We start from the raw sequence: 22,515 nt of genomic DNA on the forward strand, positions 1-22,515 counted from the left end.
TGATGGCCCAGGGCTACCGGCAAGGCGCCGACACGGGCCTCGACCTCGACGCGTGGCGTCGCGTGGTCGACGGCTTCCACGAGGCCGTCGTCGTGCTGGACCCCGAAGGCGTCGTCCGGCTGGCCAACCGCCTCGCACCCGCGTTGTTCCCGCAGGCGCGGATCGGCTCCACGCTGCCCGACGGGACGCTGCCCGGCGACGCCGACCACGGCGGTCGGCGGGACTTCGGTGGCCGGCGGCAGGACCTCGGCGGCGGGTGGGTCGCCTGGTACCGGGGCGTCGACGACTACCTGGACGACTTCACGCGGCGGACGGTGCTGTCGCCGCAACACGCCGACACCGTGCGGATCGTCGTGGAGATGGCGCCCGCCGAGCACACCGTGGTGGTGCTGCCGGGCGCTCGCGGGCGGCTGGAGTGGTGGCGGCGCACCCCGGCGGGAGACGTGGCGGTGGCCCGCACCACCCGGCAGGTCGCCGGCACCGCACCCGGCCTCACGCGCGTGTTGGAACGTCTCGTCGACCACGCCGAGCTCACCGAACTGGGTGATGGTCCGTGGGGCGTGTCGGGGGTGGGCGTGGCCGTGCCGCTGACCGAGGGCGGCGCGCTGGTGTGCTTCGGCGGCACGTGGAACGCCGACCTGCTCAAGCGGTACGCGATTCGCGCCGCCGCGGCGGTCGAGGCGAGCGCCCGGTTGGCCGAGCAGCAGCGGACGGTGGAGGCGTTGCGGGCGAACCTGCTGCCCACCCCGTTGCCCGAGGTGCCGGGCGCCCACCTGGCCAGCGTCTACGAGCCCGCGCACCGGCGGGTGCTGATCGGCGGCGACTTCTACGACGTGCACCCGCGCGAGGACGGCAGCGCGGCGTTCGTGCTCGGTGACGTGGCGGGCAACGGGTTGGAAGCGGCGGCGCACAGCGGCCGGGTGCGGCAGAGCCTGCACGCGCTGCTGGTGGTCGAGCAGCGGCCGGCGCAGCTGTTGCACCTGCTCAACGCGGCGCTGCGGGCGGCGGGCAGCCGCCTGTTCACCACGCTGGTGGTCGGCACGATGCTGCCCGTGCAGGCCGGTGGCCTCCGGCTGACCCTCGCCGCCGGCGGCCACCCCGCGCCGCTCGTGCTGCGCGGGGACGGGCGGGTGGACGAGGTGGCGGTGCACGGCGGCATCGTCGGCGTGCTGCCGGAGGTGCGGTTCCACCAGACCACGGTGACCCTCCTGCCGGGGGAGACGTTGCTGCTCTACAGCGACGGGTTGACCGAGGCGCGCAAGCACGGCGACCGGCAGGAGCTGTTCGGCGACGTGCGGCTGAAGGCGGCGCTGGCCGACTGCGCCGGGTTGTCCGCCGAGGCGGTGTCCGACCACCTGCGGCGGGTCGTGTTCGACTGGCTCGGCCCGGCCGAGCACGACGACCTGACCCTTCTCGTCGTCCAGGCGGCGCTCTGAGGCGGCTCGTCCCGTGACGCTCGGGGACAGCACGAAAGGGCAGGTGCCGGGACGTCGCCGAACCTAGGATCGGGTGGCGTGGAGATACCTCTCGCCGCGGTCGCGCAAGCCCACCGACGGCTGTTCGACGCGATCGCGGACCTGACGGACGACCAGGTGGCGCAACCTTCGTCGCTGCCCGGCTGGACGCGGGGGCACGTCCTCGCCCACCTGGCCGACGCCGCCCGCGCCCGCAGCCGGGTGGTCGAGCACGCGGCGCGCGGCGAGCAGGTCGCGCTGTGGGAGCCGGGCGAACGGGACGCGATCATCGAGGCCACCGCGTCCCGCACCGCGGCCGAGCACCGTGCCGCCACCGTCGAGCACTGCGAACGCCTGGAACGGGCCTGGGCGGGGATCTCCGACTGGTCGGAGCCGGCGGACCCCGTCGCCGCGGCCGATCCCGTCCCGCCCGTGTTCACCCGCTGGCGCGAGGTGTGGATCCACCTGGTCGACCTCGACCTGGGCGTCCGACCGGCCGAGTGGAGCGCGGACTTCGCCGTGCACACCATCGGCATCCTGCTGGAGCGGCTGCCCGACGGCGTGTCGCTGCGCGCGACCGACGTGCCGCGGACGTGGGGCACGGGCACCGAAGTCGCCGGCGGGGTGCGTGACCTCGCCGCCTGGCTCGCCGGCCGCGCGCCCGACGAGCCGCCCGGCTCCGCCGGGCCGCTGCCCGGGCTCGGCCCGTGGCCCGCGTACCCGTCGCGTCGCCAGGACCTGCCGGACTGATCCGACGACAGGCCGCCCGACGACGGCCGTCCCGACGACGGCAACGTGCTCACCACCCCCAAGCCGCTCGCACGGCCAACCCGACCCCGACGACCACCACCAGGGCGGCGGTGATCACGGGCAGGGCGGTGAAGCGGTCCCGCAGGCGTTCGACGGCGGCCAGTCGGTCCCGCAGGCGGACCAGGAGCAGGCCGACGGCGGTCAGGGTGGCGGCCATGCCCAGGCCGTAGCCGAGCACGAGCACCACGCCGAACCACGTCCGGCCCAGGGCCACCGCGCCGAGGAGCACGACCAGCGCGGACGGACTGGGCACCAGGCCGCCCGCCACGCCCATCCCGATCAGCCCGGTGCGACCGACGCCGTGCCCATGCGCATGTCCGTGTCCGTGTCCATGTCCGTGTCCGACGAGGACTGGTCGGCGCACGGAGGCACGCAAGAGCGTGACACCCACCGCCGTCACCAGCACGCCGCTCACCACACCCAGCCAGCGCAGCACCGAGTCACCCGCCACCGCACTGGTCGCGCTGATCAGCAACCCCAACGCCAGCACACCGGCCGTGTGCGTCAGGGTCACCGTCGCACCCACCACCAGCGCGTCACGGGGCGTCCCGGCCCGACCGGCCAGGTAGGCCGCGATCACGGTCTTGCCGTGTCCCGGCAGCGCCGCGTGGGACGCGCCCAGGACCAGCGACAGCACCACCGCCAGCACGCCGACCAACGGCGTCAGGTCCCGATCGCCCGCCAGGGACGTGAACGCCTGCGTGGCCGCACCCAGCAGCGACGAACCACCGGGCAGCGACGAACCACCGGGCAGCGACGAACCACCGGGCAGCGACGATCCACCGGGCGGCGACGATCCACCCACCTCCCCGCCGACCACCGCCGCGGACGACCCGGCGCCCACCCGCAACACCACTGAACGCACGTCCAACGGGTCCGACAGCAGGTCGTCGGGGTACTCCCGCAACTCGCCCGTGACGCTCACCCCGGGCACGGGCGGGTCGAGCAACGCGACACCGTCCCCCACCGCCGTCATCTCCCTCCAGCCGACGCGGTCGTCCCGGTAACCGGCGCGCACCGCCACCGTCTCCCCGGACGCCCAGGCCTCCACCACGCACGTCAGCCGCGTGGTCGGCAGGCCGCCGTCACCGGGCGGGAACTCGACCGCGCTGGACCGCACCTCGACCGGCACGGCCCGGCCGTCCACCTCGACCGACGTGGCCCGCGACAACACCGCGCACTCGCGCGACGCGTAGTCACCCACCTCCGCCGGCCGTTCCTGCAACGTGGGGATCTCGGCCGTGTCCACCACCGCCCGCACGGTCACGCGATCCGGGTGCACCGTGATCCCGTGGTAGTGGTTGACCGTGAAGTTGCCCAACGGGTGCGCCTCGGCCTGAGCCGGGAACAGCAGCAACCCCAACAACAACAAGCCGAGAACCCTCACCGCAGACCGCCCAGCACCTCGCGGGCGCGCGGAGCGTCCACGAACGAGAAGTGCGGGTTGATCCGCAACGCCTCCTCCACCACGCCCGCCGCCTCGGCGTCACGTCCCAGCGCCGCCAGGATCACGCCCCGGTGGTACAGGAACGCGGCGTTGTGCCATCCCGCCGACACCGCGCGGTCGGCGAAGGACAACGCCTCCTCGTGCCGGCCGTTCAGGTGCAGCGCCCACGCCAGGGCATCGGCCACCAGCACGTGCTGCCGGCGTCCCCACTCGGCCTCGGCCAGCCGCAACGCCGACGCCGCGTCACCCCGGTCCGCCGCCGCGACCGACGCCGCCAGGTCGTCCGGCGCCAGCGCGAACTGCCGTTCCAGCACGGCGAACTGCGGCGCCGGGTCACGTCCCGCCGCACGCAGCATGTTCGCGTACTCGTGCACCAGTTGCGGCAGCGGTGTGCGCTGCACCAGCTCCGAGTACATCCGCAGCGCCTCGTCCACCGAACCGCGGGCGAACTCCACCTTCGCCTTGCCCTGCAACAGCATCACGTCGCGCGGGTCGACCGCCAGCCCCTGCGAGTACTGCGACAGCGCCTCGTCCAGGTCGCCGTGGTCGAACGCCAGCTCACCGAGGCGGTACCGGCAGAACACCACGTCCGGCGAGGCCGCCGCCGCGTCCGACGCGCGTTCCAACGCCGCGCGAGCACCCGCCACGTCCCCGCGTTGTTCCAGGTCGTACGCCGCCCGCGTGAACGACGGGACACCGGGCTCCAGGTCGAGCATCCGCTGCACCGCGGCCGTGGCCTCGGCCGCCATCCCGAGCTGCGTCAACGCGTCCGCCAGCACCCCGTACACCTCCGCGGTGTCCGGGAGCAGCGCCTGCGCCCGCGTCGCGTGGTCACGGGCCGCCGCGAAGTCGTGCCGGGCGTTGGCGAGCGCGCCCAACCCGATCGTCGCGAACCCGTTCCCCTCGGGTCGGTGCCGCAACGACGTGTCCAGCGCGCCCTGCGCCTTGCCGTAGTACGACGGGTCGCCGGTGACCCGCGCCTGCTCGACGTAGGCCGATCCCAGCGCGGCCCACGCGTCCGCGTCCGACGGCGTGCGGCGAAGCTTGTCCTGCAACGCCGAGACGGTCCGGTGGGTGGCGACCTCGGTCACCGCGCCCACCGGCTGGGCCGGTGCGTCCGAGGTGGACAGCGAGGTCACGGCCGTGACGAGCAGGGCAAGGCCGCCCACGACGGCGGTGATGGCGACGAGTCGGATCATGGCGGCCTCCAACGAGGACGAAGAAGCCCCCTTGGAGGGTGGGGGACCCTCCAAGGGGGACGCGGACTACTCGGTCGGGGGCTCCTGCTGGGCACGGTGGCGCAGGACCCATGCCCCGGCGCCGATCAGCAGGAGGGCGAGTAGTCCGCTCAACAGGGGCGCGGTCGGAACGCCGCCGCCCGCTGTCGGCTTGATCGCGACCTCCGCCCCACCGGCGTTGACCGCCGTGTTGTTGGGCAGCGCCACGTACGGGAACTGCTTCTCGAACGCGTTCTCGTTCGCGTCGACCTTGTCACCGGCGGCCAGCGCCTCGACCACGCCGTTGACCGCCGCGCCCTCCAGCGCCTGCAGGCCGATGTCCAGCACGTCGTCGGTGAGCCTGCGCCCGTTCGGGAAGCCCTGGTTGTCCTGGGCCAGCACGCCGAGCCGGTTCGGCTCGGCCGCGGGCGCCACGGCCATGTTCAGCCGCAGCTGTTCGGACGGCACGAACTTCCGCTTGTCCACGTCGGCGTTGACGACCTGCGAGTTCAGGTCGGCCTTGATCGGCCCGCCGAGCTCGGTCGTGATGCCGGTCAGGAAGATCTCCACCAGGTCGTCACGCCGACCCTTGGGCGCCGGGATCCGGTAGATGCCCTCGACCAGGGCGGGCAGCTCCGGGTTGGTCACCCGGTCGACGAGCTCCTTGACCTTGGCGTCCTGGTCCGGCGTCAACGAGTTGAACTTGTCCTTCAGCCCGGCGGGCACGACGACCTCGTTGACCAGCGGGTTGCCCAATCGGGACACCTGCACCCAGTCGCCGTGCGCGCGGTAGCGGCCGGGGCTGAGCTCCATCGACCGCCGCTCGGTGTCGCCCCACACGCCGATCACCGGGTTGCGCTTGGCGTCGCCCTTCAGCGCCACCCACGCCTTGGGCACCTGCAACGCGATGGTGTTGGCGTTGAAGCCGCGCAGCGTGTCCTGCCCGACCTCGGACAGGTCGCCGCCGTAGAGCAGGTCGAACACCCGCAGGTCGAGGAAGAACGAGTCGTCGGCCTGCCCGACGTAGGCCTTCGCGCCACCCTGGACCTTGGTGACGGCCTGGTCGCGCAACGCGCGGTAGTCGGGCATCGACTTCGGGCCGGTGTTGGACGGCGCGACCTTGCCCTTGTGCACCAGCTTGGTGGACGCGCCGCGCTGGTCGACCAGCTCCAGCGTGTAGGTCTGCCGGAACAGCAGGTTCTCGTCGTCCAACGAGGTCACCTCGCCGTTGTTGTACAGGAACGTCGACTTGCCGCGCCGGTCGTCGTTCTGGAACGTGAACCGGTAGGTGATGTCGGCGCGGGCGTCGCCGTCGTTGTCGACGTTCAGGTCGTACCTCGCGTCGGTGGCCCACGGGTAGAAGTTCGGCCCGCCGTTCGGCTCCTGGAACGGGGAGAAGTTCGCGATCAGCGTCACGGTGTCCGGGTGGTCGGGGCTGACGAACGCGTAGACGTCGGTGTTGTCGACCGCCGGGTCGCCCGCGATCAGCGGCGCCTCGCGGTGGCTCGACGCGCCCGCACCGGACGCGCCGAGCAGGCCGGTGGCCAGGGCCGTGGCGCCGACCGCGGCCAACGCGGCGACCACCTTGGCGGCGCGGCGGCTGGTGAGCGGTGTGGACATGCTCGATCCCTTCATCGGATTCGCGAGCGTGCTGACACCGAGCAATTCGTCCCGCGGGCACGTCCGGTTCAGAAAGTAGGGGTCACCGACCTCCGGACGTAGGGGTTCCGACTTCCGGTGAGTGGAAGATCCCGTTGACCGCCGGTGAACGTACTCAATAGCGTTCGCCGCACGGAATCGCCGGTTCCGGCCGTGCACAACCGGAGGTCGGATTGGCCACCATCGCTCCTCTCGCGGAGGCCGTCGCACACGTCGTGCGCGACGGCGACACCGTGGCCTTCGAGGGCTTCACCCACCTGATCCCGTTCGCCGCCGGGCACGAGGTGATCCGGCAGGGCAGGCGCGACCTGACCCTGGTCCGGATGACGCCCGACGTGCTGTACGACCAGCTCATCGGCGCGGGCTGCGCGCGCAAGCTGGTGTTCTCGTGGGGCGGCAACCCCGGCGTCGGCTCGCTGCACCGGTTCCGCGACGCCGTGCAGCACGGCTGGCCGCGGCCGCTGGAGCTGGAGGAGCACAGCCACGCGGGCATGGCCAACCGGTACGTCGCCGCGGCCTCCGGGCTGCCGTTCGCCGTGCTGCGCGGCTACACCGGCACCGACCTGCCCGCCCAGACCGCCAACATCGCGCCGGTGACCTGCCCGTTCACCGGCGAGGTGCTGACCGCCGTGGCCGCGCTGCGGCTGGACGCCGCGGTCGTGCACGCGCAGCGCGCCGACCGGCACGGCAACGTGCAGCTGTGGGGCATCACGGGCGTGCAGAAGGAGGCGGTGCTGGCCGCGACCCGTTCGCTGGTCACCGTCGAGGAGGTCGTGGACGAGTTGGAGCCGCAGCCGGGCGCGGTGGTGCTGCCGTCCTGGGTCGTCGACCACGTCGCCGAGGTGCCGGGCGGCGCCCATCCGTCCTACGCGCACGACTACTCGGTGCGCGACAACGACTTCTACGTGGCGTGGGACGCCATCAGCCGGGACCGGGACAGGTTCGCGCAGTGGTTGGAGAGCCTGACGTGACCGCGGACCACACCTCCGACGAGATGATGACGGTCGCGGCGGCACGGGCGCTGCGGGACGGCGCGGTGTGCTTCGTCGGCATCGGGCTGCCCAGCACCGCGGCCAACCTCGCCCGCCGCACGCACGCGCCCGACCTCGTGCTGATCTACGAGTCCGGCACGATCGGCGCGAAACCGGATCAGCTGCCGCTGTCGATCGGCGACGGCGTGCTGGCCCAGACCGCGGTCAGCGTGGTGGGCGTGCCGGAGATCTTCAACTACTGGTTGCAGCCCGGCCGGATCGACGTCGGCTTCCTCGGCGCGGCCCAGCTCGACCGGTTCGGCAACATCAACACCACGGTGATCGGCGGCGACTACCGCAACCCCGGCGTGCGGCTGCCCGGCGCGGGCGGCGCGCCCGAGATCGCCGCGTCGTGCCGCGAGGTCGTCGTGGTGGTGCGGCAGACCGAGCGGGCGTTCGTGGAGCGGGTCGACTTCGTGACGTCGTTCGGGTTCGGCTCCGGGCCCGGCGGGCGGGAGGCGCTGGGCCTGACCGGCGCCGGGCCGCAGCTGGTGATCACGGACCTGGGCGTGCTGCGGCCCGACCCGGACACCTGTGAGCTGGTGCTCACCGCGCTGCACCCCGGCGTCGACCTGGCGACCGCGCGCGAGCGCACCGGCTGGGACCTGCGGGTCGCCGACGACCTCGCCCGCAGCGAGCCGCCGACCGACGGGGAACTCGCCGCGCTGCGCGAGCTCACCCGCTAGACCGTCCCGCCTCGGCACGACGAACAGGAGACTGCGGTGCCGACCTACGAGCCGCACACCCATGGGCCGAACACCCCTGAGCCGCACGTCCCCCAAGCGCACGTCCCCCAAGCGCACGTCCCCCAGGCGCACGTCCCTGAGTCGCACGTCCCGCGGGCGCACATCCCCCAGCCGCACACCTATCGGCCGGACACGTCGTCGCACCCGCCCGTCGCGTTCCCCGAGTACCGGTCCAACGTGCTCCGCGCGCCGCACCGGCCGTTCGTGCTGCTGCCGCAGCGGTTGGGCGAGATCACCGGCCCGCTGCTCGGCGAGGGCCGCGTCGGCCCGCACGACAACGACCTGACCCTCGGCCACGACGGCGAGCCGCAGGGCCAGCGGATCGTCGTGTCCGGGCGCGTGCTCGACGGTGACGGCCGGCCGGTCGCGGGCACGTTGCTGGAGGTCTGGCAGGCCAACGCGGCCGGCCGGTACCGGCACGACGCCGACCGCCACCCCGCGCCGCTCGACCCGAACTTCACCGGCGTCGGCCGCGTCGTCACCGACACCAACGGCCGCTACTCGTTCACCACGATCCACCCGGGCGCCTACCCCTGGCGCAACCACGACAACGCCTGGCGGCCCGCGCACATCCACTTCTCCCTGTTCGGCACCGCGTTCACCCAGCGGTTGATCACCCAGATGTACTTCCCGGGCGACCCCCTGTTCGCCCAGGACCCGATCTTCAACTCGGTCCGCGACCCGAAGGCCCGCGAGGCGATGGTGGCCCGGTTCGACCTGGGCACCACGGTGCCGGAGTGGGCGCTCGGCTACCGGTGGGACATCGTGCTGCGGGGCAAGAACCCCACGCCGCTGGAAGAGGAGGACGACGATGAGTGAGCTCCGGACGACCCCGTCGCAGACCGTCGGCCCGTTCTTCTCGTTCGGCCTGGTGTGGTCGGACGGCCCGTTCGTGGTGCCCGAGGGCACGCCCGGCGCGTTCCGGATCGGCGGCACGGTCTACGACGGCGCGGGCGTGCCGGTGCCGGACGCCGTGGTCGAGACCTGGCAGGCCGATCCCGACGGCCGGTTCGACCACCCCGACGACCCGCGTGGTCCGGTGCGCTGGAAGGATTTCCGCGGCTTCGGTCGCAGCGCCACGGACCCCGAGGGGCGGTACTCGCTGCTGACCGTCAAACCCGGGCCACTGCCGGTGACCGGGAGCGGCGGCGGCGCGTTCGGGGGAGGATGGGAGGCACCCCACCTCAACGTGTCGGTGTTCTGCCGGGGCATGCTGGTACGGCTGGTCACGCGGATCTACTTCCCGGACGAGGAGGCCAACATCGCGGACCCGGTGCTGACCTCGATCGACGACCCCGCCAGGCGGGCGACGCTCATCGCCGGGCACGACCGGTCGCGGACCGGCCCACCCGGCTACCGCTTCGACATCCACCTGCAAGGGGACCATGAGACCGTCTTCTTCGACCTCTGAGCACGGCGCCCGGTCGGCGGGCACCCGTTCGTTGTTCGGCACGCTGTTCACCGACCCGGACGTCGAGATCGAGACGTGCGACCAGGCGTGGTTGCGGGCCATGCTGGACTTCGAGCGAGCCCTGGCGATCGTGCAGGCCAGGGCGGGCATCGTGACCGAGGAAGCGGCCCGGATGGTGGTCACCGCCATCGACGTGGGGCACTACGACCCGATCGCCATCGGCGAGGGCGCCCTCACCTCCGGCACACCGGTCGTGCCGCTGGTCCGCGCGATCGGCGCGCACGTCACCGCCGAGGGCCGTGCGGCCGTGCACAACGGCGCCACCAGCCAGGACGTGCTGGACACCGCGTTGTCGCTGGTCGCCTCCCGCGCGCTCGGGCCGATCCTGGTCGGGCTGCGCGGTGTGGCCGCCGAGTGCGAACGGCTCGCCGAACGGCACCGGGACACGCTCATCGCCGGCCGGACCCTGGCCCAGCACGCGCTGCCCACCACGTTCGGGCTCAAGTGCGCCGGGTGGCTGGTCGCCGTGGACGAGGCGGAGGCGGCGCTGACCAGGGTGCGCACGCGGCGGCTGGCCGTGCAGTTCGGCGGCGCGGTGGGCACGATGGCCGCCGTGCGCGAGGGGGGTGACCTGACCGAGCAGCTGGCCGCCGAGCTGGGCCTGGTCGCGCCGCTGATCCCGTGGCACACCAACCGGACCAGGGTGGCGGAGCTCGCGGCCGCGCTGGGCGAGGCGTCGGGGGTGCTGGCCAAGATCGCGCAGGACGTGGTGCTGCTCGCGCAGACCGAGGTCGCGGAGGTGGCCGAGGCGGACGGCGGCACGTCGTCGACGATGCCGCACAAGCACAACCCGGTGCGCGCGGTGCTGGTGACCGCGGGCACCAGCCGGGTGCCGGGGCTGGTGGCCACGGTGCTGTCGGCGATGGCGCAGGAGCACGAACGGGCGGCCGGCGCGTGGCACGGCGAGTGGCAGACCGTCACCGAGCTGCTGAGGCTCGTCGGCGGGGCCGTGCGCGGCACGCGTGAGCTGCTGTCGAAGCTGCGGGTCGACCCGGAGCGGATGCGCCGCAACCTCGACCTCACCGGCGGGCTGCTGATGGCCGAGAACGTGGCCGTGCGGCTGGCGGGGCGCATCGGCCGGTCCGAGGCGCAGGAGCTGGTCGCCGAGGTGTGCCGCAGCGCGGTCGCGGCCGGTCAGCCGCTGCGCGAGGCGTTGCTCGCCGACCTGCGGATCGGGCTGTCGGAGAAGGAGGTCGACGACGCGCTGGACCCGGCCGGGTACACCGGCAGCGCGGGCGAGTTCACCGACCGCGCCCTCGCGGCGCACCGGGGGAGGGGCCGGCCGTGAAGCCGCACTACGAGTTGAGCGGACCGCCGGACGCGCCGGTCGTCGTCCTGGGCAACTCGCTGGGCACCACGACCGCGATGTGGGAGCGCCAGCTGCCCGTGCTGCAACGCCGGTTCCGGGTGCTGCGCTACGACCACCGCGGTCACGGCGGCTCACCCGCGCCGGACGGTCCCTACCGCATCGACGACCTCGCCGACGACGTGCTGGAGCTGCTGGACGCGTTGGGGCTGGCGCGGGTGTCGTACTGCGGTGTGTCGATGGGCGGCATGGTGGGCATGTGGCTGGCCGGGCACGCCCCGGAGCGCATCGAGCGGCTGGTGCTGTGCTGCACGGCGGCCACGTTCCCGGCGGCGCGGCCGTGGCTGGACCGGGCGGCGACCGTGCGGGCGTCCGGCACCGGTGCCATCGCGCCCACCGCGGTCGGCCGCTGGTTCACCCCGGCGTTCCGCGAGCGGTCACCCGAGGTGGTGGCCGCGTTCGAGACCGGGCTGTCCGAAGTGGACGACTTGGGGTACGCGGGGTGCTGCGAGGCGTTGGCGGTGCTGGACCTGCGGTCCGTGCTGCCCGCGATCGAGGCGCCGACGGCCGTCATCGCGGGCGCGGCCGACGAGGCCACCCCGCCGGACTGCGGGCGCTTCGTCGCCGACTCGATCCCCGGCGCGTCGTTCCACCTGGTGCAGGCGGCGCACCTGGCGAACGTCGAGGCGGCCGACGAGGTGACGGCGATCATGGAGGCGCACCTGTGAGCTCCGAGGAAGGCATGCGCGTGCGGCGGGAGGTGCTCGGTGACGAGCACGTGGACCGCGCGGTCGCGAACACCGACGCGTTCACCGCCGATTTCCAGGACTTCATCACGCGGTACGCGTGGGGCGAGGTGTGGACCAGGCCGGGACTCGACCGGCGGGTGCGGTCGTGCGTCACGTTGGCCGTGCTGGCGGCGCTCGGGCACGAGCACGAGCTGGCGATGCACGTGCGGGCGGCGTTGCGCAACGGCGTGACGGCGGACGAGATCAAGGAAGTGCTGCTGCACGTGGGCGTCTACGCGGGCGTCCCCGCCGCGAACCGCGCGTTCGCCGTGGCACAGCCGATCCTGGCGGAATCTCCTGATCGTCTGGCCTAGCGCCTTCTCATCTCCTCGTACGCCTCCCGCAACTCCACCGCTTCCGGCAGGCCGCGTGCTTCGACGGCCCGCACCACTTCGGCGGCGCGCCACCGGTTGGAGGGCACCACGCGTCCGGACGTGATGGCTCGCATCGTGTGGCCGCACGCCTCGTCCAGCCGGTCGTCGACGAGCAGTGCGAGTGAGAGGTCGATGTTGGCCGATGCCACCCGGCGCGGCCACGTGCCCGGATCGCTGCCGCCGCCGAGCCGCCGGATGATCTCGCGGGCGTACCCCTCGGCGGCGGGGTCGCCAACCCACGCCAACGTGGTCGCCGTGTACGCCACCGCTTTGTCCGGGTCGTAGCGGTAGTGGTGTTCGGGGTGCTCCGGCCTGGTCAGCCCCGAGGCGAGCTGCTGCACCTCGTGGATCGCCGCGTACGCCTCACGTCGTTGCCCCAGCCGTGCGAAGGCTCGACCCGCCTGCGCCGTCGCCTGGATCGCGACCGAGCCGCCGGTCGGCGCGATGGCCTTCGCCGTCTGTGACAGCTCCAACGCCTTGGCGTAGTCGCCATCGGTCAGCGTCCGCCACGCCTCCGTTTCGCACACCCAAGCCTGGATCTCGTCGTGCCCCGTGTGCATCGCGAGGCTCGCCGCCGTCTTGAGCCGAGCCGAGGCCGCCGGCGCTTGGCCGAGGTCGATGTGCACCGTGGCGCCGAGCAACGACAACCACCCACCGACGACGAGCAGCCGCTGGTGTTCGGCCAGCGGCTTGCGGGCGTCGAGCAGCCGGGCGACGTACCCGAGGTGCTGTCGAACCCGACCGAGCAAGGCAGCGGGTGGTGTCCGCGGGTACGCGATCGCCAATTCGTCGACGGCCGCCTCAAGGCGCTCCAGCGTTTCCTGACCGACGTCGCTCGCGTTGATCCGTCGCACCAGTTCGAGCGCGTCCTGCTCGTCGTCCTCCACCGGCACGGGTGCGGATCGCGGTTCAACGGATGCGATCGTGGTGCCGGGGGACAGGAGTCCGTCGAGCTCATCCGTGCTGATCTTGAGCAGGCGGGCGAGCTTCGGCCGTTGGTAGGGCAGCGGCTCACGTGCTCCCGTTTCCCACCGCGCCACGGTCGACCGGTCGACGTACATCGCCTCGGCGAATGACTCCTGCGTGAACCCTGCCGCCTTGCGGGCACGGGCGAAGCCGGTTCGCCGTACTGCCATCGGGTGACCTCCCGGCACTGGCTCGCCGCCCGTCGTCGCTGGTCAAGCCTACCGCTGCACCAAGCCGGCCATGCCCCGGCTCGACCTGGCGACGTCGTGGCGCTGTCGGCGACCCCAGTCCGATCCCACTCTTGACCAAGGCTGATCAACTCTTGGAGAGGAAGAACGCATGAGTGAGCCGGTCGACGTGGAACAGGACGCAGACGCGGTGTTCACGGCGTTGCTGCACAAGGTGGCTCAGGAGGCGGTGCCGCGGTTGTTCGCTTTGGTGGAGGAACGCGGGGAAGGGGGCGGGTCGCCGGATACGGGCTTGCCTACGCCGATCGTGTCGACGTGGACGCCGTGGAGGGCGGTTTCCGCCTCAGCTCCCAGAACGCGGACAGCGCTCGGGCGTTGTTCGAGGTCAGTTCCCGGTCCACCGGAACGCGAAGCGTGCACGTGGTGTGGCTGGACGAGGTCGCGGCACGCGCGAGCGGCGCCGACCGGAACGTGGGTCGGCGCCGCTCCGCGGTCGCGCGGGCTACTGGTTCCTGACCTCGGACTTGACCTGCTGACCCGACTCGCGGGCGTGCTGGCCGACCTCCTGGGCCGAGCCCTTGGCCTGCTCCACGGTCGTCTGCGTGGCCTCCTGGGCGACCTGCTTGACCTGGTCCGCCGCCTCGCTGACGGCGGTGCTCGCGTCGTCCTTCAGCTTCTGCGCGGACTCGGTGAGCGCTTCCTTCACCGGTTCCACCGCACCCCCGGCGCGTTCGCCGAGCTGGCGGATGGCGTCCTGCTCGGCCCTGGTCGCCGGGATCAGGGTCGCGATCAGCGCGCCCGCGCCGAACGCGATCAGTCCCGCCGCCAGCGGGTTGCCGCGCGCCTGCTGCCGCGCCTGCTCCGGCGCGTTCTGCACGGCCTGCACGGCCTCCTGCGCCTTCTCGCCCACGGCGGACGCGGCCTGCTGGGCCTTGTCGCCGACGGTCGAGGTGGCGTGCTGCGCCCGCTCGCCGACGGCGGACGCCATGCCCGCGGTCCGGTCCTGCACCGTTGCCGCGGTCTCCGGAACCGTGCCCATGACTCGCTCCTTCAACGTGCCCATGCGGTGCCGGACCCGGTCCACCCGGCGTTGCGCGATGTTGCGTGGCCTGGTGTGGTCGACGATCCGGTTCGCGTCGGCCACCAACTCGGCACGCGTGCGGTCGATGTCGTGCCTTATTTGGTCGGGTGACGGACCCATTCCGCGTCCTCCTTCAAGGTCTCGATGGTGCGCTCCGGCTTGGGGTTCACCTTGCGCAGTCGGGTGCGTCCGGCGGAGAACAGGGCGAAACCGGCGATGCCCCACAGCACGGCCACGACGAGCGTGGCCCAGCCCAGCCCCATGAACGTCGCCAGGCCGAACGCCAGCGCCAGGCTCAGCAGCACCGCGGTCATGTACCCCGCGAACCCGGCCGCGCCCAGCATCCCGGCGGCCTTGCCCGCCTTCGTCGCCTCCTGCCGGATCTCGGCCTTGGCCAGCTCCAGCTCCTGGCGCATCAGCCTCGACAGGTCCTCGGTCAGCTCACCGACGAGCTGGCCCAGCGACGCCTCGCCCCCGGTCGGCGGCACGGCGCCGGTCGGCACCCGGCTCGGCGGCACGATGCCCTCCGTCAGCCGGGGCTCAGCGCTGGACATACGGCGCCCCCTCCGACTGGTAGGGCGCACGCGGCGACGGCGTCGGGTGGCCCGACGGCGACGACTGCGGCGACTGCGGCAACGTGCCGTACTGGGCCGGCGGCACCGGCGAGGGCGACGAGGGCACGGCGGTCGGCGTGGTCACCGGGGTCGTCGGCATCTGGTCGGTGTAGCCGTGCTGCGGCTGCGCCTGCTGACGCGACTGGTCGGGCGCGTTCATGCTCTTCGCGGCGCGGGCGACCAGGAAACCGGCCACCGCCGCGCCGATCAGGAACGTCCCGGGCTTGCGCCGGGCGAAGTCCTGCGCCGAGTCCAGCAGTCCCCGCGCACCCCGTTCGTCGAGGTAGCGGGCCGCCTGCCGGCTCGCGTCGGACACCTGGCGCAACGCACCCGCGGTCAGCGAGTCCGGGCCGGAGCCGTCGGCCATCGTGCCCAGCTCGTCGGCGATCCGGTCGATCTGCCGCGACACCCGCCTGGCCTGCTCCTCGGCTTCGGTGGCGACGCGTTCACGCATGTCGTGCGCCACGTGCTTGGCCTGGCCCTTGGCCTCGTGGGCCACCTGTCCGACCTGTTCACGCGCGGTCGCACGCACCTCTCCGGCGGCCTGCCTGGCGTGCTGCGCCACGGCGGTGCCTTCCTGCTCGGCGGTCTCGCGGACCGCACCCACCTGGTTCTCGTCCACGACGGACTCCTCACGGTCGGCGTGTTCTCGCCTACCGACCTACCCCCACGGCGCAGGATTAACCTCCTTCGCAACAACAACCATCCGGACCCCGCGCGGCGACCCGCGCGCTCGCGGGGAATAGGTGGCAAATGTGCGACGACCCTGCGGCCGGGTTTCGGCCGCAGGGTCGTCCTGGGTGGTCGATCGGTTATCCGGTGGTATCCGGTCGGCTGGTCAGAACGAGAAGACCGAGCCGGTCTCCTGCTCCATCACGCACCGGTTCGGGAATTCCTCGACGTACTGCACGGGTTCACCGCGCCACGAGCCGAACGCGGCCACGGTCACCGGTGTGTAGTCGAAGGTGCACACCTGCGGGTCGGTGCCGGCCAACTGCGTGAAGTTGCCGTCCGCGGCTTCGATCTCGTCGCACGCCACCCGCGCCAGCCGGTGCTCACCCGCAGCCGGGTCGCAGGTCAGTCGGGTGCTCTCGACCCCGGTCTGCTCCTGGTAGACCGCCAGCACGAGGTCGGTCTCCGGCGGCGCGGCGGACGCCGAGCCCGCCCCGATCAGCGGCGCGGCCAGCAGGCTGGATGCGAACAAGGAAGCCATGAGGGTTCGTGTTCGTCGCATGGCACCGGGATGTCCCGATCGAGTGGATCGTATTCGGCGGGATTCGCATCTCACCGGGATGTCGTAATCTGTGAATTAACATTTCCAAGGCACGCCGAATACGTCACCAAGTGGGTCGAGCGGTGATCCCGCCATCCACTACCAGGTCATTTCCGGTGATCCAGGACGCCATCGGCGAGGCGAGGAAAACGCAGGCGTCACCAACGTCCTCGGGTCGACCGAGCCGACCCAGCGGCGCGGCCCTGGTCCACCGGTCGACGCCGTCGGGCCAGTCCCGCGCCAGCCCGGGGCGGTCGACCAGGCCGGGGGAGACGGTGTTGACCCGGATCCCGCGCGGGCCGTACTCCAGGGCGGCCGACCGGGCGTGCATGATCAGGGCGGCCTTCGACGCGCCGTAGTGCGCGTGCCCGGCGGCGGGGTGGGTGCCCTCGATCGAGGCGACGTGGGTGACCGACCCACCGGCCGGCAGCACCTCCGCCGCGGCCTGGGTGCAGGCGAAGGCGCTGGTGAGGTTCACGTCCACCACCGCCCGCCACTGGGCGACCGTCATGCCCGCGAGCTGCTGGACCGGCTGCACGCCCGCGTTGTTGACCAGCGCGTCCAGCCGCCCGCCCCACTCGGCCGCCGCGCGCACCAGCCGACCGCACGCCTCGGGGTCGGTGAGATCGGCCCGCATCCCGGTCGCCCGCCCACCGGCCGCGGTGATCTCCGCGACCAGGGCGTCCACGTCGCCCCGGTGGCCGTGCGCGACCACCGCCGCCCCGGCCCGCGCGAACCGCAGGGCGATGCCCTGTCCGATGAGCCCGCTGGCTCCGGTGACGAGCCCGACCGTGCCGACGAGAAGACCTGTCACGGGCACGGAGGGTAGCGCGGGGAGGCGGTGGTATCAGCTCAACGTCACCGTCGAGCGCCCGATCAGACCGGCACGAGGGGGCTGTGCGGTTCGGCGGGCAGTTCGACGCGGACCTCGTCGCCGGGCCGGACCTCGCCGCCGACCAGCACGACGGACATGATGCCCGCCCGGCGGACCACGTTGCCGTCCTCGTCGCGGCCGACGACCTCCTTGAGCAGGCCGCTCCGGAACGCCTCGATCTGCGGGCACGGGTTGCGCAGGCCGGTCACCTCGACCACCGCTCGCGGACCCAGGTGCAGGCGCGTGCCCGTCGGCAGGCCGAGCAGGTCGACACCGCGCGTGGTCACGTTCTCGCCGAGTTGGCCCGCCGCGACCGCGAAGCCGGACGCGTTCAGCTCGTCGTGCAGCTCCGCGTGCATCAGGTGCACCTGTCGCAGGTTGGGCTGCGTGGGGTCGCGCCGCACGCGCGACCGGTGCTTGACCGTGGCGCCCTGGTGCACGTCGCCCTCGACGCCGAGGCCCGCGACGAGCGTGATCGAGGCCTGGTTGGGCTTGGTGAACGTGTACTCCCCGCTCCGGCTCACGGCCGCGACCATCCCCATGTGATCGACCCTACCGGTAAGACTTCGCCCGTCTCCGGCGATATTCCCAGTGCACAACCTCTGGGGACGATGGTGAATGATCATGGTTGACGAGTTGAACCACCGGGCACGGGCACTGCTGCGCGCGATCGCGGCCGGGCGTGCCGAGGTGACCCGCAGCAGCGAGCCCGACCTCAAGGTCGACGGGTTGCTGTGCAGCGACCAGGTGGCCGCGCGCGAACTGGCCCACGCCGGACTGCTGCGACCGGCGCAGCGCGAGGCATCCGGCCCTTGGGTGCCCGCCGAGCTCACGCCCGCCGGCCGCGCGGTCCTCGCCTGAGAGGCGGGGCACGCCGCCCGAACGGGCCGCGCCTGACCGGTGCGTCCGCCTCTCCGCTGGTCGACGGACTCTTGACGCTGCGTGCACGGAGCGGTTGACTGCGTGTCCGTAACCGGTTTCGGTACCGGTTACGGACCCGTTCCAGTGGCTGCTGCCGAGGAGTGCACCGTGCGAGTCACGATCGCCGAAGTCGCCCAACGCGCCCAGGTGAGCAAGGCGACCGTGTCCCGCGTGCTCAACGGCAAACCGGACGTCGACGCGGCCACGGCGGCGCGGGTGCGGCAGGTGATCGCGGACGTCGGCTACGTGCCCAGCGCACGTGCCGTCGGCCTCGCCCGCGGTCGTGCCCGCACCGTCGGCATGCTCGTGCCCTCGTTGACCTGGCCGTGGACCGGCGAGGTGGTGCAGGGCGCGGTGGACGAGTTGGAGGCCGAGGGGTACGGCCTGCTGCTGTACACGGTGAACCGGGGTTCGGAGTCGTTGGCGCAGTTCGCCAGCCACGTGTCGGCGAAGGCGTTCGACGGGCTGCTGGTCATCGAACCGCCGGACACGTTGAGCTACATCGAGACGCTGCACGACCAGGGCCTGCCCGTGGTGATGATCGACGACCGGGACAGCAGGCCGGGGTTCCCGTCGGTGGGCACCACCAACAGGGAAGGCGCGCAGGCGGCGGCGCAGCACCTGGTGGCGGCCGGCCGCACGGCGTTCGCCGTGGTGACGGGACCGGCGAACTTCGGGTGCGTGCGGGAGCGCCTGGACGGCTTCCTCGACGCGCTGGGCGACGCGGGCGTGCACGTCGACCCGCGGCTCGTGGTCGAGGGCGACTTCACCACCGACCGCGGCGCGGTGGCCACCGAGAAGCTGATGGCCACCGGCCTGCGCTTCGACGCCGTGTTCGCGCACAACGACCTGTCCGCGCTCGGCGTCATCCGGGCGTTGAACGCGGTCGGCCGCAAGGTGCCGGACGACGTCGCGGTGGTCGGCTTCGACGACATACCCATCGCCGCGCACGCCGAGCTGACGACCGTGCGGCAGCCGATGCGGGAGATGGGCGAGGCCGCCGCACGCCTGCTGCTGTCCAGGCTGGAGGGCGCGACCCTGGCCGCGGAACCGGTCGTGCTGCCGACCGCGTTCGTCGCCCGCCGCTCGGGCTGATCGGCTCAGCGCCCGGCCAGGAGCGGGTCGCCGTGGCCGACGCACAGGACCTCCGGCTCCAGGTCCAGCAGCCGCCGCACCGACTCCAGCAGTCGTGGCCGGTCGGTGTTGAAGACGCCGGGGATCGCCGCGCCCTCCCAGGTGGCCACCGTGTCGCCGGTGAACAGGACCCCGTGCGCGGGCAGGTGGATCGCGATGCTGCCCGCCGTGTGGCCGGGGATCGAGAGCACCCGTGCGCCGCCGCCGAAGTCCAGCACGTCACCCTCGTCCACCTCGTGGTCCACCGGTGACCGGGGAGCGGCGGGCACGCCCGGCGTGACGCGGTCGAACAGCTCCCGCTCCTCGGGCGGGATGACCGGCGCCGGCGGCGTCACCTCACCCCGGATCGCGGGTGCCTCCAAGCGGTGCGCGTACACCGGTGCGCCGGTCAGCGAGCGCAGTTCGGCGGCCGAGCCGATGTGGTCGTCGTGGTGGTGCGTCAGCACGATCCGCGCCACGCGCCCCAGCTCGGCGATCCGGGACGCGTGCCCGGCGGTTCCGGTGTCGATGACGGTGAGGGCGTCGCCGTCCTGCCACGCGTACGCCTGTCCGATCGGGAACCTCAACATCCGCAGGCCCGGCACCACGTCGATGATCTCCACGCCCGCAACGCTAAACGCCAGGCCGGGGCGTTGCGCCGGGTTTCGCCAGGAGCGGAGCGACCGCCCCTTCGTCACCCGAAGGTGTTCCCGACGGCCGTCCTGGGTACCAGGAGGTCCAAGCATGGGGGACAACACGATGTTGGGAGCCGAAATGCCTTGGGTCCAGCGACACCGTCGCCGTGTGCCGTACAGCTGGTTCCGCACGACCTCCGTGCAGAGCCACTACCGCCGCTCGCCCGCGACCATCCCGACCGTCATCGCCATCATCCTCGCGGTGGTCCTGCTGATCATCCTCTTCTAGTTCCCGGGCCTGGTCGGGTGCGCTAGGACCTGGTGCCCGACCAGGCCGCCCACAGCTGCGCGTAACGGCCGCCGGCGGCGAGGAGCCGCTCGTGCGTGCCGCTCTCCACCACCCGGCCCGCGTCCATCACCACCACGCGGTCCGCCGTCACGGCCTGGGTGAGCCGGTGCGCCACCAGCAGGCCGGTCCGGCCGTCCAACGCCCGCGCCGCCGCCTCCTCCAGTTCCCGCGCGCCCGCGCTGCCCGCGTCGGCCGTCGCCTCGTCCAGGATCGCCACCGGCGGGTCGGCCAGCACGAGCCTGGCCAACGCCAACTGCTGCGCCTGCGCCACGGTCAACCGGTGGCCGCCCTCGCCGACCACCGTGTCCAGGCCCGACGGCAAGGCCGAGGCCCACCCCAGCGCACCGACCCGCTCCAACGCCGCCGCGATCAGCTCGTCGTCGGCGTCCGGACGGGCCAGCCGCAGGTCGTCGACCAGCGGACCTGCGAAGACGTGCACCTCCTGCGTGATCAGCGCGACCGACCGCACCGCCGACCCCAGCTCGACCCCGCCGATGCTGATGCACCCGGTGGTGGGCTCGTGCACGCCCGCGATCAGCTTGGCCAACGTCGTCTTGCCCGCGCCGGACGCGCCGACCAGCGCCACCCGCTCGCCCGCCGCGAGTTCCAGGTCGACGTCCCGCAGCACGGGATGTCCGTCCACATAGGAGTAGCCGACCCCGGCGAGCTTGATCGTCGTGTCCGCGGGCCGCACCCGTCCCTCGGTCGAGGGCATCGGCTCGTCGGTCACGCCCACCAGCCGCGACAGCGACGCGGTGGCGGCCTGGGCGTCGTCCGCCAGCGCCAGGGCCGCGTTGATCGGGTTGAACAGGCCGTGGAAGTACAGGGCCGCCGCGGTCGCCGTGCCCACCGACGCCGAACCGGCGCCCACCAGCCAGAACCCGGTCACCAGCACGCCCGCCAGACCGATGAACTCGGCCACGTTGAGCCGCCCGTAGAACCGGGTCAGCAGCCGGATGCCGCGCAACGCCAGGTCCACCGCCTCCTGCGACCGCGACCGCACCCGCGCCACGTGCGAGGAGGCCAACCCGAAGGTCCGCACGGTCGCCGCACCGCCGATGGAGTCCAGCAGCTGTTGCTGCTGCACGCCCACGGCGACGCGCTGCGACGCGTACAGCCGCACCGCGCGCCCGCCGTACCAGCGCACGGTGTGCACGTGGATGGGCATCGCCAGCAGCACCGGGATCAGGAACCGCCAGTCCAGCACCGCGATGCCGACCACGGTCAACCCGATGGTCAACGCCGACCGCGCCATCACCGGCAGCGCGTTGCGCACCGCGTCCGCGATCACCTGCACGTCCCGCGTCACCCGCGAGGTCAGGTCGCCCGCGCCGGCCTTCTCCACCCGCTCCAGCGGCAGGTGCAGCGCCCGTTCCACGAACTTCTCGCGCAGGTCGGCGAGCATCCCCTCGCCGAGACGCGCCACCAGGGACGTGCCCAGCGCCGTCGACACGCCCTGCGTGACCGCCACCAGCACCAGCACGGCCACGGGCCAGGCGATGGCGGACGACCCCGCGCCCACCACGTCCACGATCCGGCCCAGCACCGGCGCGGTGAGCAACCCGACCGCCGTGCCCACCAACAGCACCAGCAGCGCACCCCACGCCAAGCCGCGCCGCGGCCGCACCAACTCGCCGACCGCGGCCCAGGTCCGCGTGCCCGACGCGGTCGCCAGCAACTCGCGCATCAGCTCAACACCACCAGTCGGTAGTCCTCGTCCGCCACCAGGTCCGCGTGCGCGCCGGAGGAGACGACGACGCCGGAAGCCAGGAACACCACGCGATCCGCGGCGGCCAGCAGCGCCGGGCTCGTCGCCACCACGATCGTGGTCAGGCCCGACCGCACCCGCTTGATCCCCGCGGCCAGCGACACCTCGGTCACCGCGTCGACCGCGGTGGTCGGGTCGTGCACCACCAGCACCGGGGGAGCGGCGGCCAGGGCACGGGCCAGCGCCACCCGCTGCCGCTGCCCGCCCGACAACGACCGGCCGCGCGCCGAGATCACCGTGTCCAGCCCGTCGGGCAGCGCCCGCGCCACGTCGTCCACCCGCGCCGCGTCCATCGCCTCCCGGAGCACGACCTCGTCGACCTGTGCCACACCGCCCTGTGCCACACCGCCCTGTGCCACACCGCCCTGTGCCACACCGCCCTGTGCCACACCGCCCTGTGCCACACCGCCCTGTGCCACACCGCCCTGTG

25 protein-coding genes are annotated in these 22,515 nt (G+C 72.9%); 12 read left to right on the plus strand and 13 right to left on the minus strand.

Annotation, left to right across the window (positions count from 1 at the left end; genetic code table 11):
* The first annotated feature begins 2 nt into the window (after positions 1-2).
* Entirely contained in the window at positions 3-1,436 is a 1,434-nt protein-coding gene (locus AB0K14_RS13755) for a PP2C family protein-serine/threonine phosphatase (protein ID WP_360450400.1), read from the plus strand.
* Between the two features lie 78 nt (positions 1,437-1,514).
* Entirely contained in the window at positions 1,515-2,204 is a 690-nt protein-coding gene (locus AB0K14_RS13760; RefSeq protein ID WP_360450402.1) for a maleylpyruvate isomerase family mycothiol-dependent enzyme, read from the plus strand.
* Between the two features lie 49 nt (positions 2,205-2,253).
* On the opposite strand, the gene AB0K14_RS13765 is transcribed toward AB0K14_RS13760, so the two are convergent.
* The 3 genes from AB0K14_RS13765 to AB0K14_RS13775 form a co-directional block, all read right to left on the minus strand.
* Positions 2,254-3,651 (minus strand): High-affinity nickel-transporter, encoded by a 1,398-nt coding sequence (locus AB0K14_RS13765; protein WP_360450404.1) that lies wholly within the window; start codon positions 3,649-3,651, stop codon positions 2,254-2,256.
* The gene (locus tag AB0K14_RS13770; protein ID WP_360450406.1) at positions 3,648-4,910 is read right to left on the minus strand and encodes a tetratricopeptide repeat protein; all 1,263 of its coding nucleotides are present in this window, start codon (positions 4,908-4,910) and stop codon (positions 3,648-3,650) included. Before AB0K14_RS13770 ends, AB0K14_RS13765 begins: the two co-directional genes overlap by 4 nt.
* A 66-nt stretch (positions 4,911-4,976) precedes the next feature.
* Complete coding sequence (locus tag AB0K14_RS13775; protein WP_360450408.1) at positions 4,977-6,548, minus strand: DUF4331 domain-containing protein; 1,572 nt, start codon at positions 6,546-6,548, stop codon at positions 4,977-4,979.
* Positions 6,549-6,760: 212 nt separating this feature from the next.
* Between AB0K14_RS13775 and AB0K14_RS13780 the strand changes: the two genes are divergently transcribed.
* The 7 genes from AB0K14_RS13780 to pcaC all read left to right on the plus strand — a co-directional run bounded on the left by AB0K14_RS13780 (position 6,761) and on the right by pcaC (position 12,243).
* Entirely contained in the window at positions 6,761-7,558 is a 798-nt protein-coding gene (locus tag AB0K14_RS13780; RefSeq protein WP_360450411.1) for a CoA transferase subunit A, read from the plus strand.
* Between the two features lie 23 nt (positions 7,559-7,581).
* Entirely contained in the window at positions 7,582-8,304 is a 723-nt protein-coding gene (locus tag AB0K14_RS13785; protein ID WP_360450682.1) for a CoA-transferase, read from the plus strand.
* Positions 8,305-8,466: 162 nt separating this feature from the next.
* A complete protein-coding gene (gene pcaH / locus AB0K14_RS13790; protein WP_360450685.1) occupies positions 8,467-9,183 on the plus strand; it encodes a protocatechuate 3,4-dioxygenase subunit beta in 717 nt (238 codons plus the stop codon).
* Positions 9,176-9,775, plus strand: a complete 600-nt coding sequence (pcaG, locus tag AB0K14_RS13795; RefSeq protein WP_360450413.1) for a protocatechuate 3,4-dioxygenase subunit alpha — start codon at positions 9,176-9,178, stop codon at positions 9,773-9,775. Before pcaH ends, pcaG begins: the two co-directional genes overlap by 8 nt.
* The gene (pcaB, locus tag AB0K14_RS13800; RefSeq protein ID WP_360450416.1) at positions 9,750-11,123 is read left to right on the plus strand and encodes a 3-carboxy-cis,cis-muconate cycloisomerase; all 1,374 of its coding nucleotides are present in this window, start codon (positions 9,750-9,752) and stop codon (positions 11,121-11,123) included. Before pcaG ends, pcaB begins: the two co-directional genes overlap by 26 nt.
* The gene (gene pcaD / locus AB0K14_RS13805) at positions 11,120-11,869 is read left to right on the plus strand and encodes a 3-oxoadipate enol-lactonase (RefSeq protein WP_360450419.1); all 750 of its coding nucleotides are present in this window, start codon (positions 11,120-11,122) and stop codon (positions 11,867-11,869) included. The genes pcaB and pcaD overlap by 4 nt, the downstream gene beginning before the upstream one ends.
* A 14-nt stretch (positions 11,870-11,883) precedes the next feature.
* On the plus strand, positions 11,884-12,243 hold the full coding sequence (gene pcaC, locus AB0K14_RS13810) for a 4-carboxymuconolactone decarboxylase (RefSeq protein ID WP_360450688.1): 360 nt from the start codon (positions 11,884-11,886) through the stop codon (positions 12,241-12,243).
* Here the strand turns inward: pcaC and AB0K14_RS13815 are convergent.
* Positions 12,240-13,439: a helix-turn-helix domain-containing protein gene (locus AB0K14_RS13815; RefSeq protein WP_360450422.1), complete on the minus strand. Its 1,200-nt coding sequence runs from the start codon at positions 13,437-13,439 to the stop codon at positions 12,240-12,242. The two genes, pcaC and AB0K14_RS13815, sit on opposite strands and share 4 nt — an antisense overlap.
* A 333-nt stretch (positions 13,440-13,772) precedes the next feature.
* Between AB0K14_RS13815 and AB0K14_RS13820 the strand changes: the two genes are divergently transcribed.
* On the plus strand, positions 13,773-13,973 hold the full coding sequence (locus tag AB0K14_RS13820; protein ID WP_360450425.1) for a hypothetical protein: 201 nt from the start codon (positions 13,773-13,775) through the stop codon (positions 13,971-13,973).
* Here AB0K14_RS13820 and AB0K14_RS13825 read toward each other — a convergent pair.
* The 6 genes from AB0K14_RS13825 to AB0K14_RS13850 all read right to left on the minus strand — a co-directional run bounded on the left by AB0K14_RS13825 (position 13,960) and on the right by AB0K14_RS13850 (position 17,841).
* Positions 13,960-14,658, minus strand: coding sequence for a DUF3618 domain-containing protein (locus AB0K14_RS13825; protein WP_360450428.1), 699 nt, complete (start codon positions 14,656-14,658; stop codon positions 13,960-13,962). The genes AB0K14_RS13820 and AB0K14_RS13825 overlap by 14 nt on opposite strands.
* Positions 14,634-15,092 (minus strand): phage holin family protein, encoded by a 459-nt coding sequence (locus tag AB0K14_RS13830; RefSeq protein ID WP_360450430.1) that lies wholly within the window; start codon positions 15,090-15,092, stop codon positions 14,634-14,636. Before AB0K14_RS13830 ends, AB0K14_RS13825 begins: the two co-directional genes overlap by 25 nt.
* Positions 15,079-15,774, minus strand: a complete 696-nt coding sequence (locus AB0K14_RS13835; RefSeq protein WP_360450433.1) for a hypothetical protein — start codon at positions 15,772-15,774, stop codon at positions 15,079-15,081. Before AB0K14_RS13835 ends, AB0K14_RS13830 begins: the two co-directional genes overlap by 14 nt.
* Before the next feature lie 216 nt (positions 15,775-15,990).
* Entirely contained in the window at positions 15,991-16,365 is a 375-nt protein-coding gene (locus AB0K14_RS13840) for an SSI family serine proteinase inhibitor (protein WP_360450436.1), read from the minus strand.
* 124 nt (positions 16,366-16,489) lie between these two features.
* Positions 16,490-17,239, minus strand: a complete 750-nt coding sequence (locus AB0K14_RS13845; protein ID WP_360450438.1) for an SDR family oxidoreductase — start codon at positions 17,237-17,239, stop codon at positions 16,490-16,492.
* A 62-nt stretch (positions 17,240-17,301) separates the two neighbouring features.
* Positions 17,302-17,841: an MOSC domain-containing protein gene (locus AB0K14_RS13850; protein WP_360450441.1), complete on the minus strand. Its 540-nt coding sequence runs from the start codon at positions 17,839-17,841 to the stop codon at positions 17,302-17,304.
* 82 nt (positions 17,842-17,923) lie between these two features.
* Here AB0K14_RS13850 and AB0K14_RS13855 point away from each other — a divergent pair, with 82 nt between their 5' ends.
* Complete coding sequence (locus AB0K14_RS13855) at positions 17,924-18,160, plus strand: hypothetical protein (protein WP_360450444.1); 237 nt, start codon at positions 17,924-17,926, stop codon at positions 18,158-18,160.
* Positions 18,161-18,328: 168 nt separating this feature from the next.
* Positions 18,329-19,315, plus strand: coding sequence for a LacI family DNA-binding transcriptional regulator (locus AB0K14_RS13860; RefSeq protein ID WP_360450446.1), 987 nt, complete (start codon positions 18,329-18,331; stop codon positions 19,313-19,315).
* A 5-nt stretch (positions 19,316-19,320) separates the two neighbouring features.
* On the opposite strand, the gene AB0K14_RS13865 is transcribed toward AB0K14_RS13860, so the two are convergent.
* The 3 genes from AB0K14_RS13865 to AB0K14_RS13875 form a co-directional block, all read right to left on the minus strand.
* A complete protein-coding gene (locus AB0K14_RS13865) occupies positions 19,321-19,956 on the minus strand; it encodes an MBL fold metallo-hydrolase (protein WP_360450449.1) in 636 nt (211 codons plus the stop codon).
* Between the two features lie 323 nt (positions 19,957-20,279).
* Complete coding sequence (locus tag AB0K14_RS13870; protein WP_360450691.1) at positions 20,280-22,007, minus strand: ABC transporter ATP-binding protein; 1,728 nt, start codon at positions 22,005-22,007, stop codon at positions 20,280-20,282.
* The coding region (locus AB0K14_RS13875) for an ABC transporter ATP-binding protein (RefSeq protein WP_360450694.1) at positions 22,004-22,515 on the minus strand (512 nt) is incomplete at its 5' end. The genes AB0K14_RS13875 and AB0K14_RS13870, both read right to left, overlap by 4 nt.

The sequence above is a fragment of the Actinosynnema sp. NPDC050801 genome (assembly GCF_040673975.1).
In the GTDB taxonomy this organism is placed as follows: domain Bacteria; phylum Actinomycetota; class Actinomycetes; order Mycobacteriales; family Pseudonocardiaceae; genus Actinosynnema.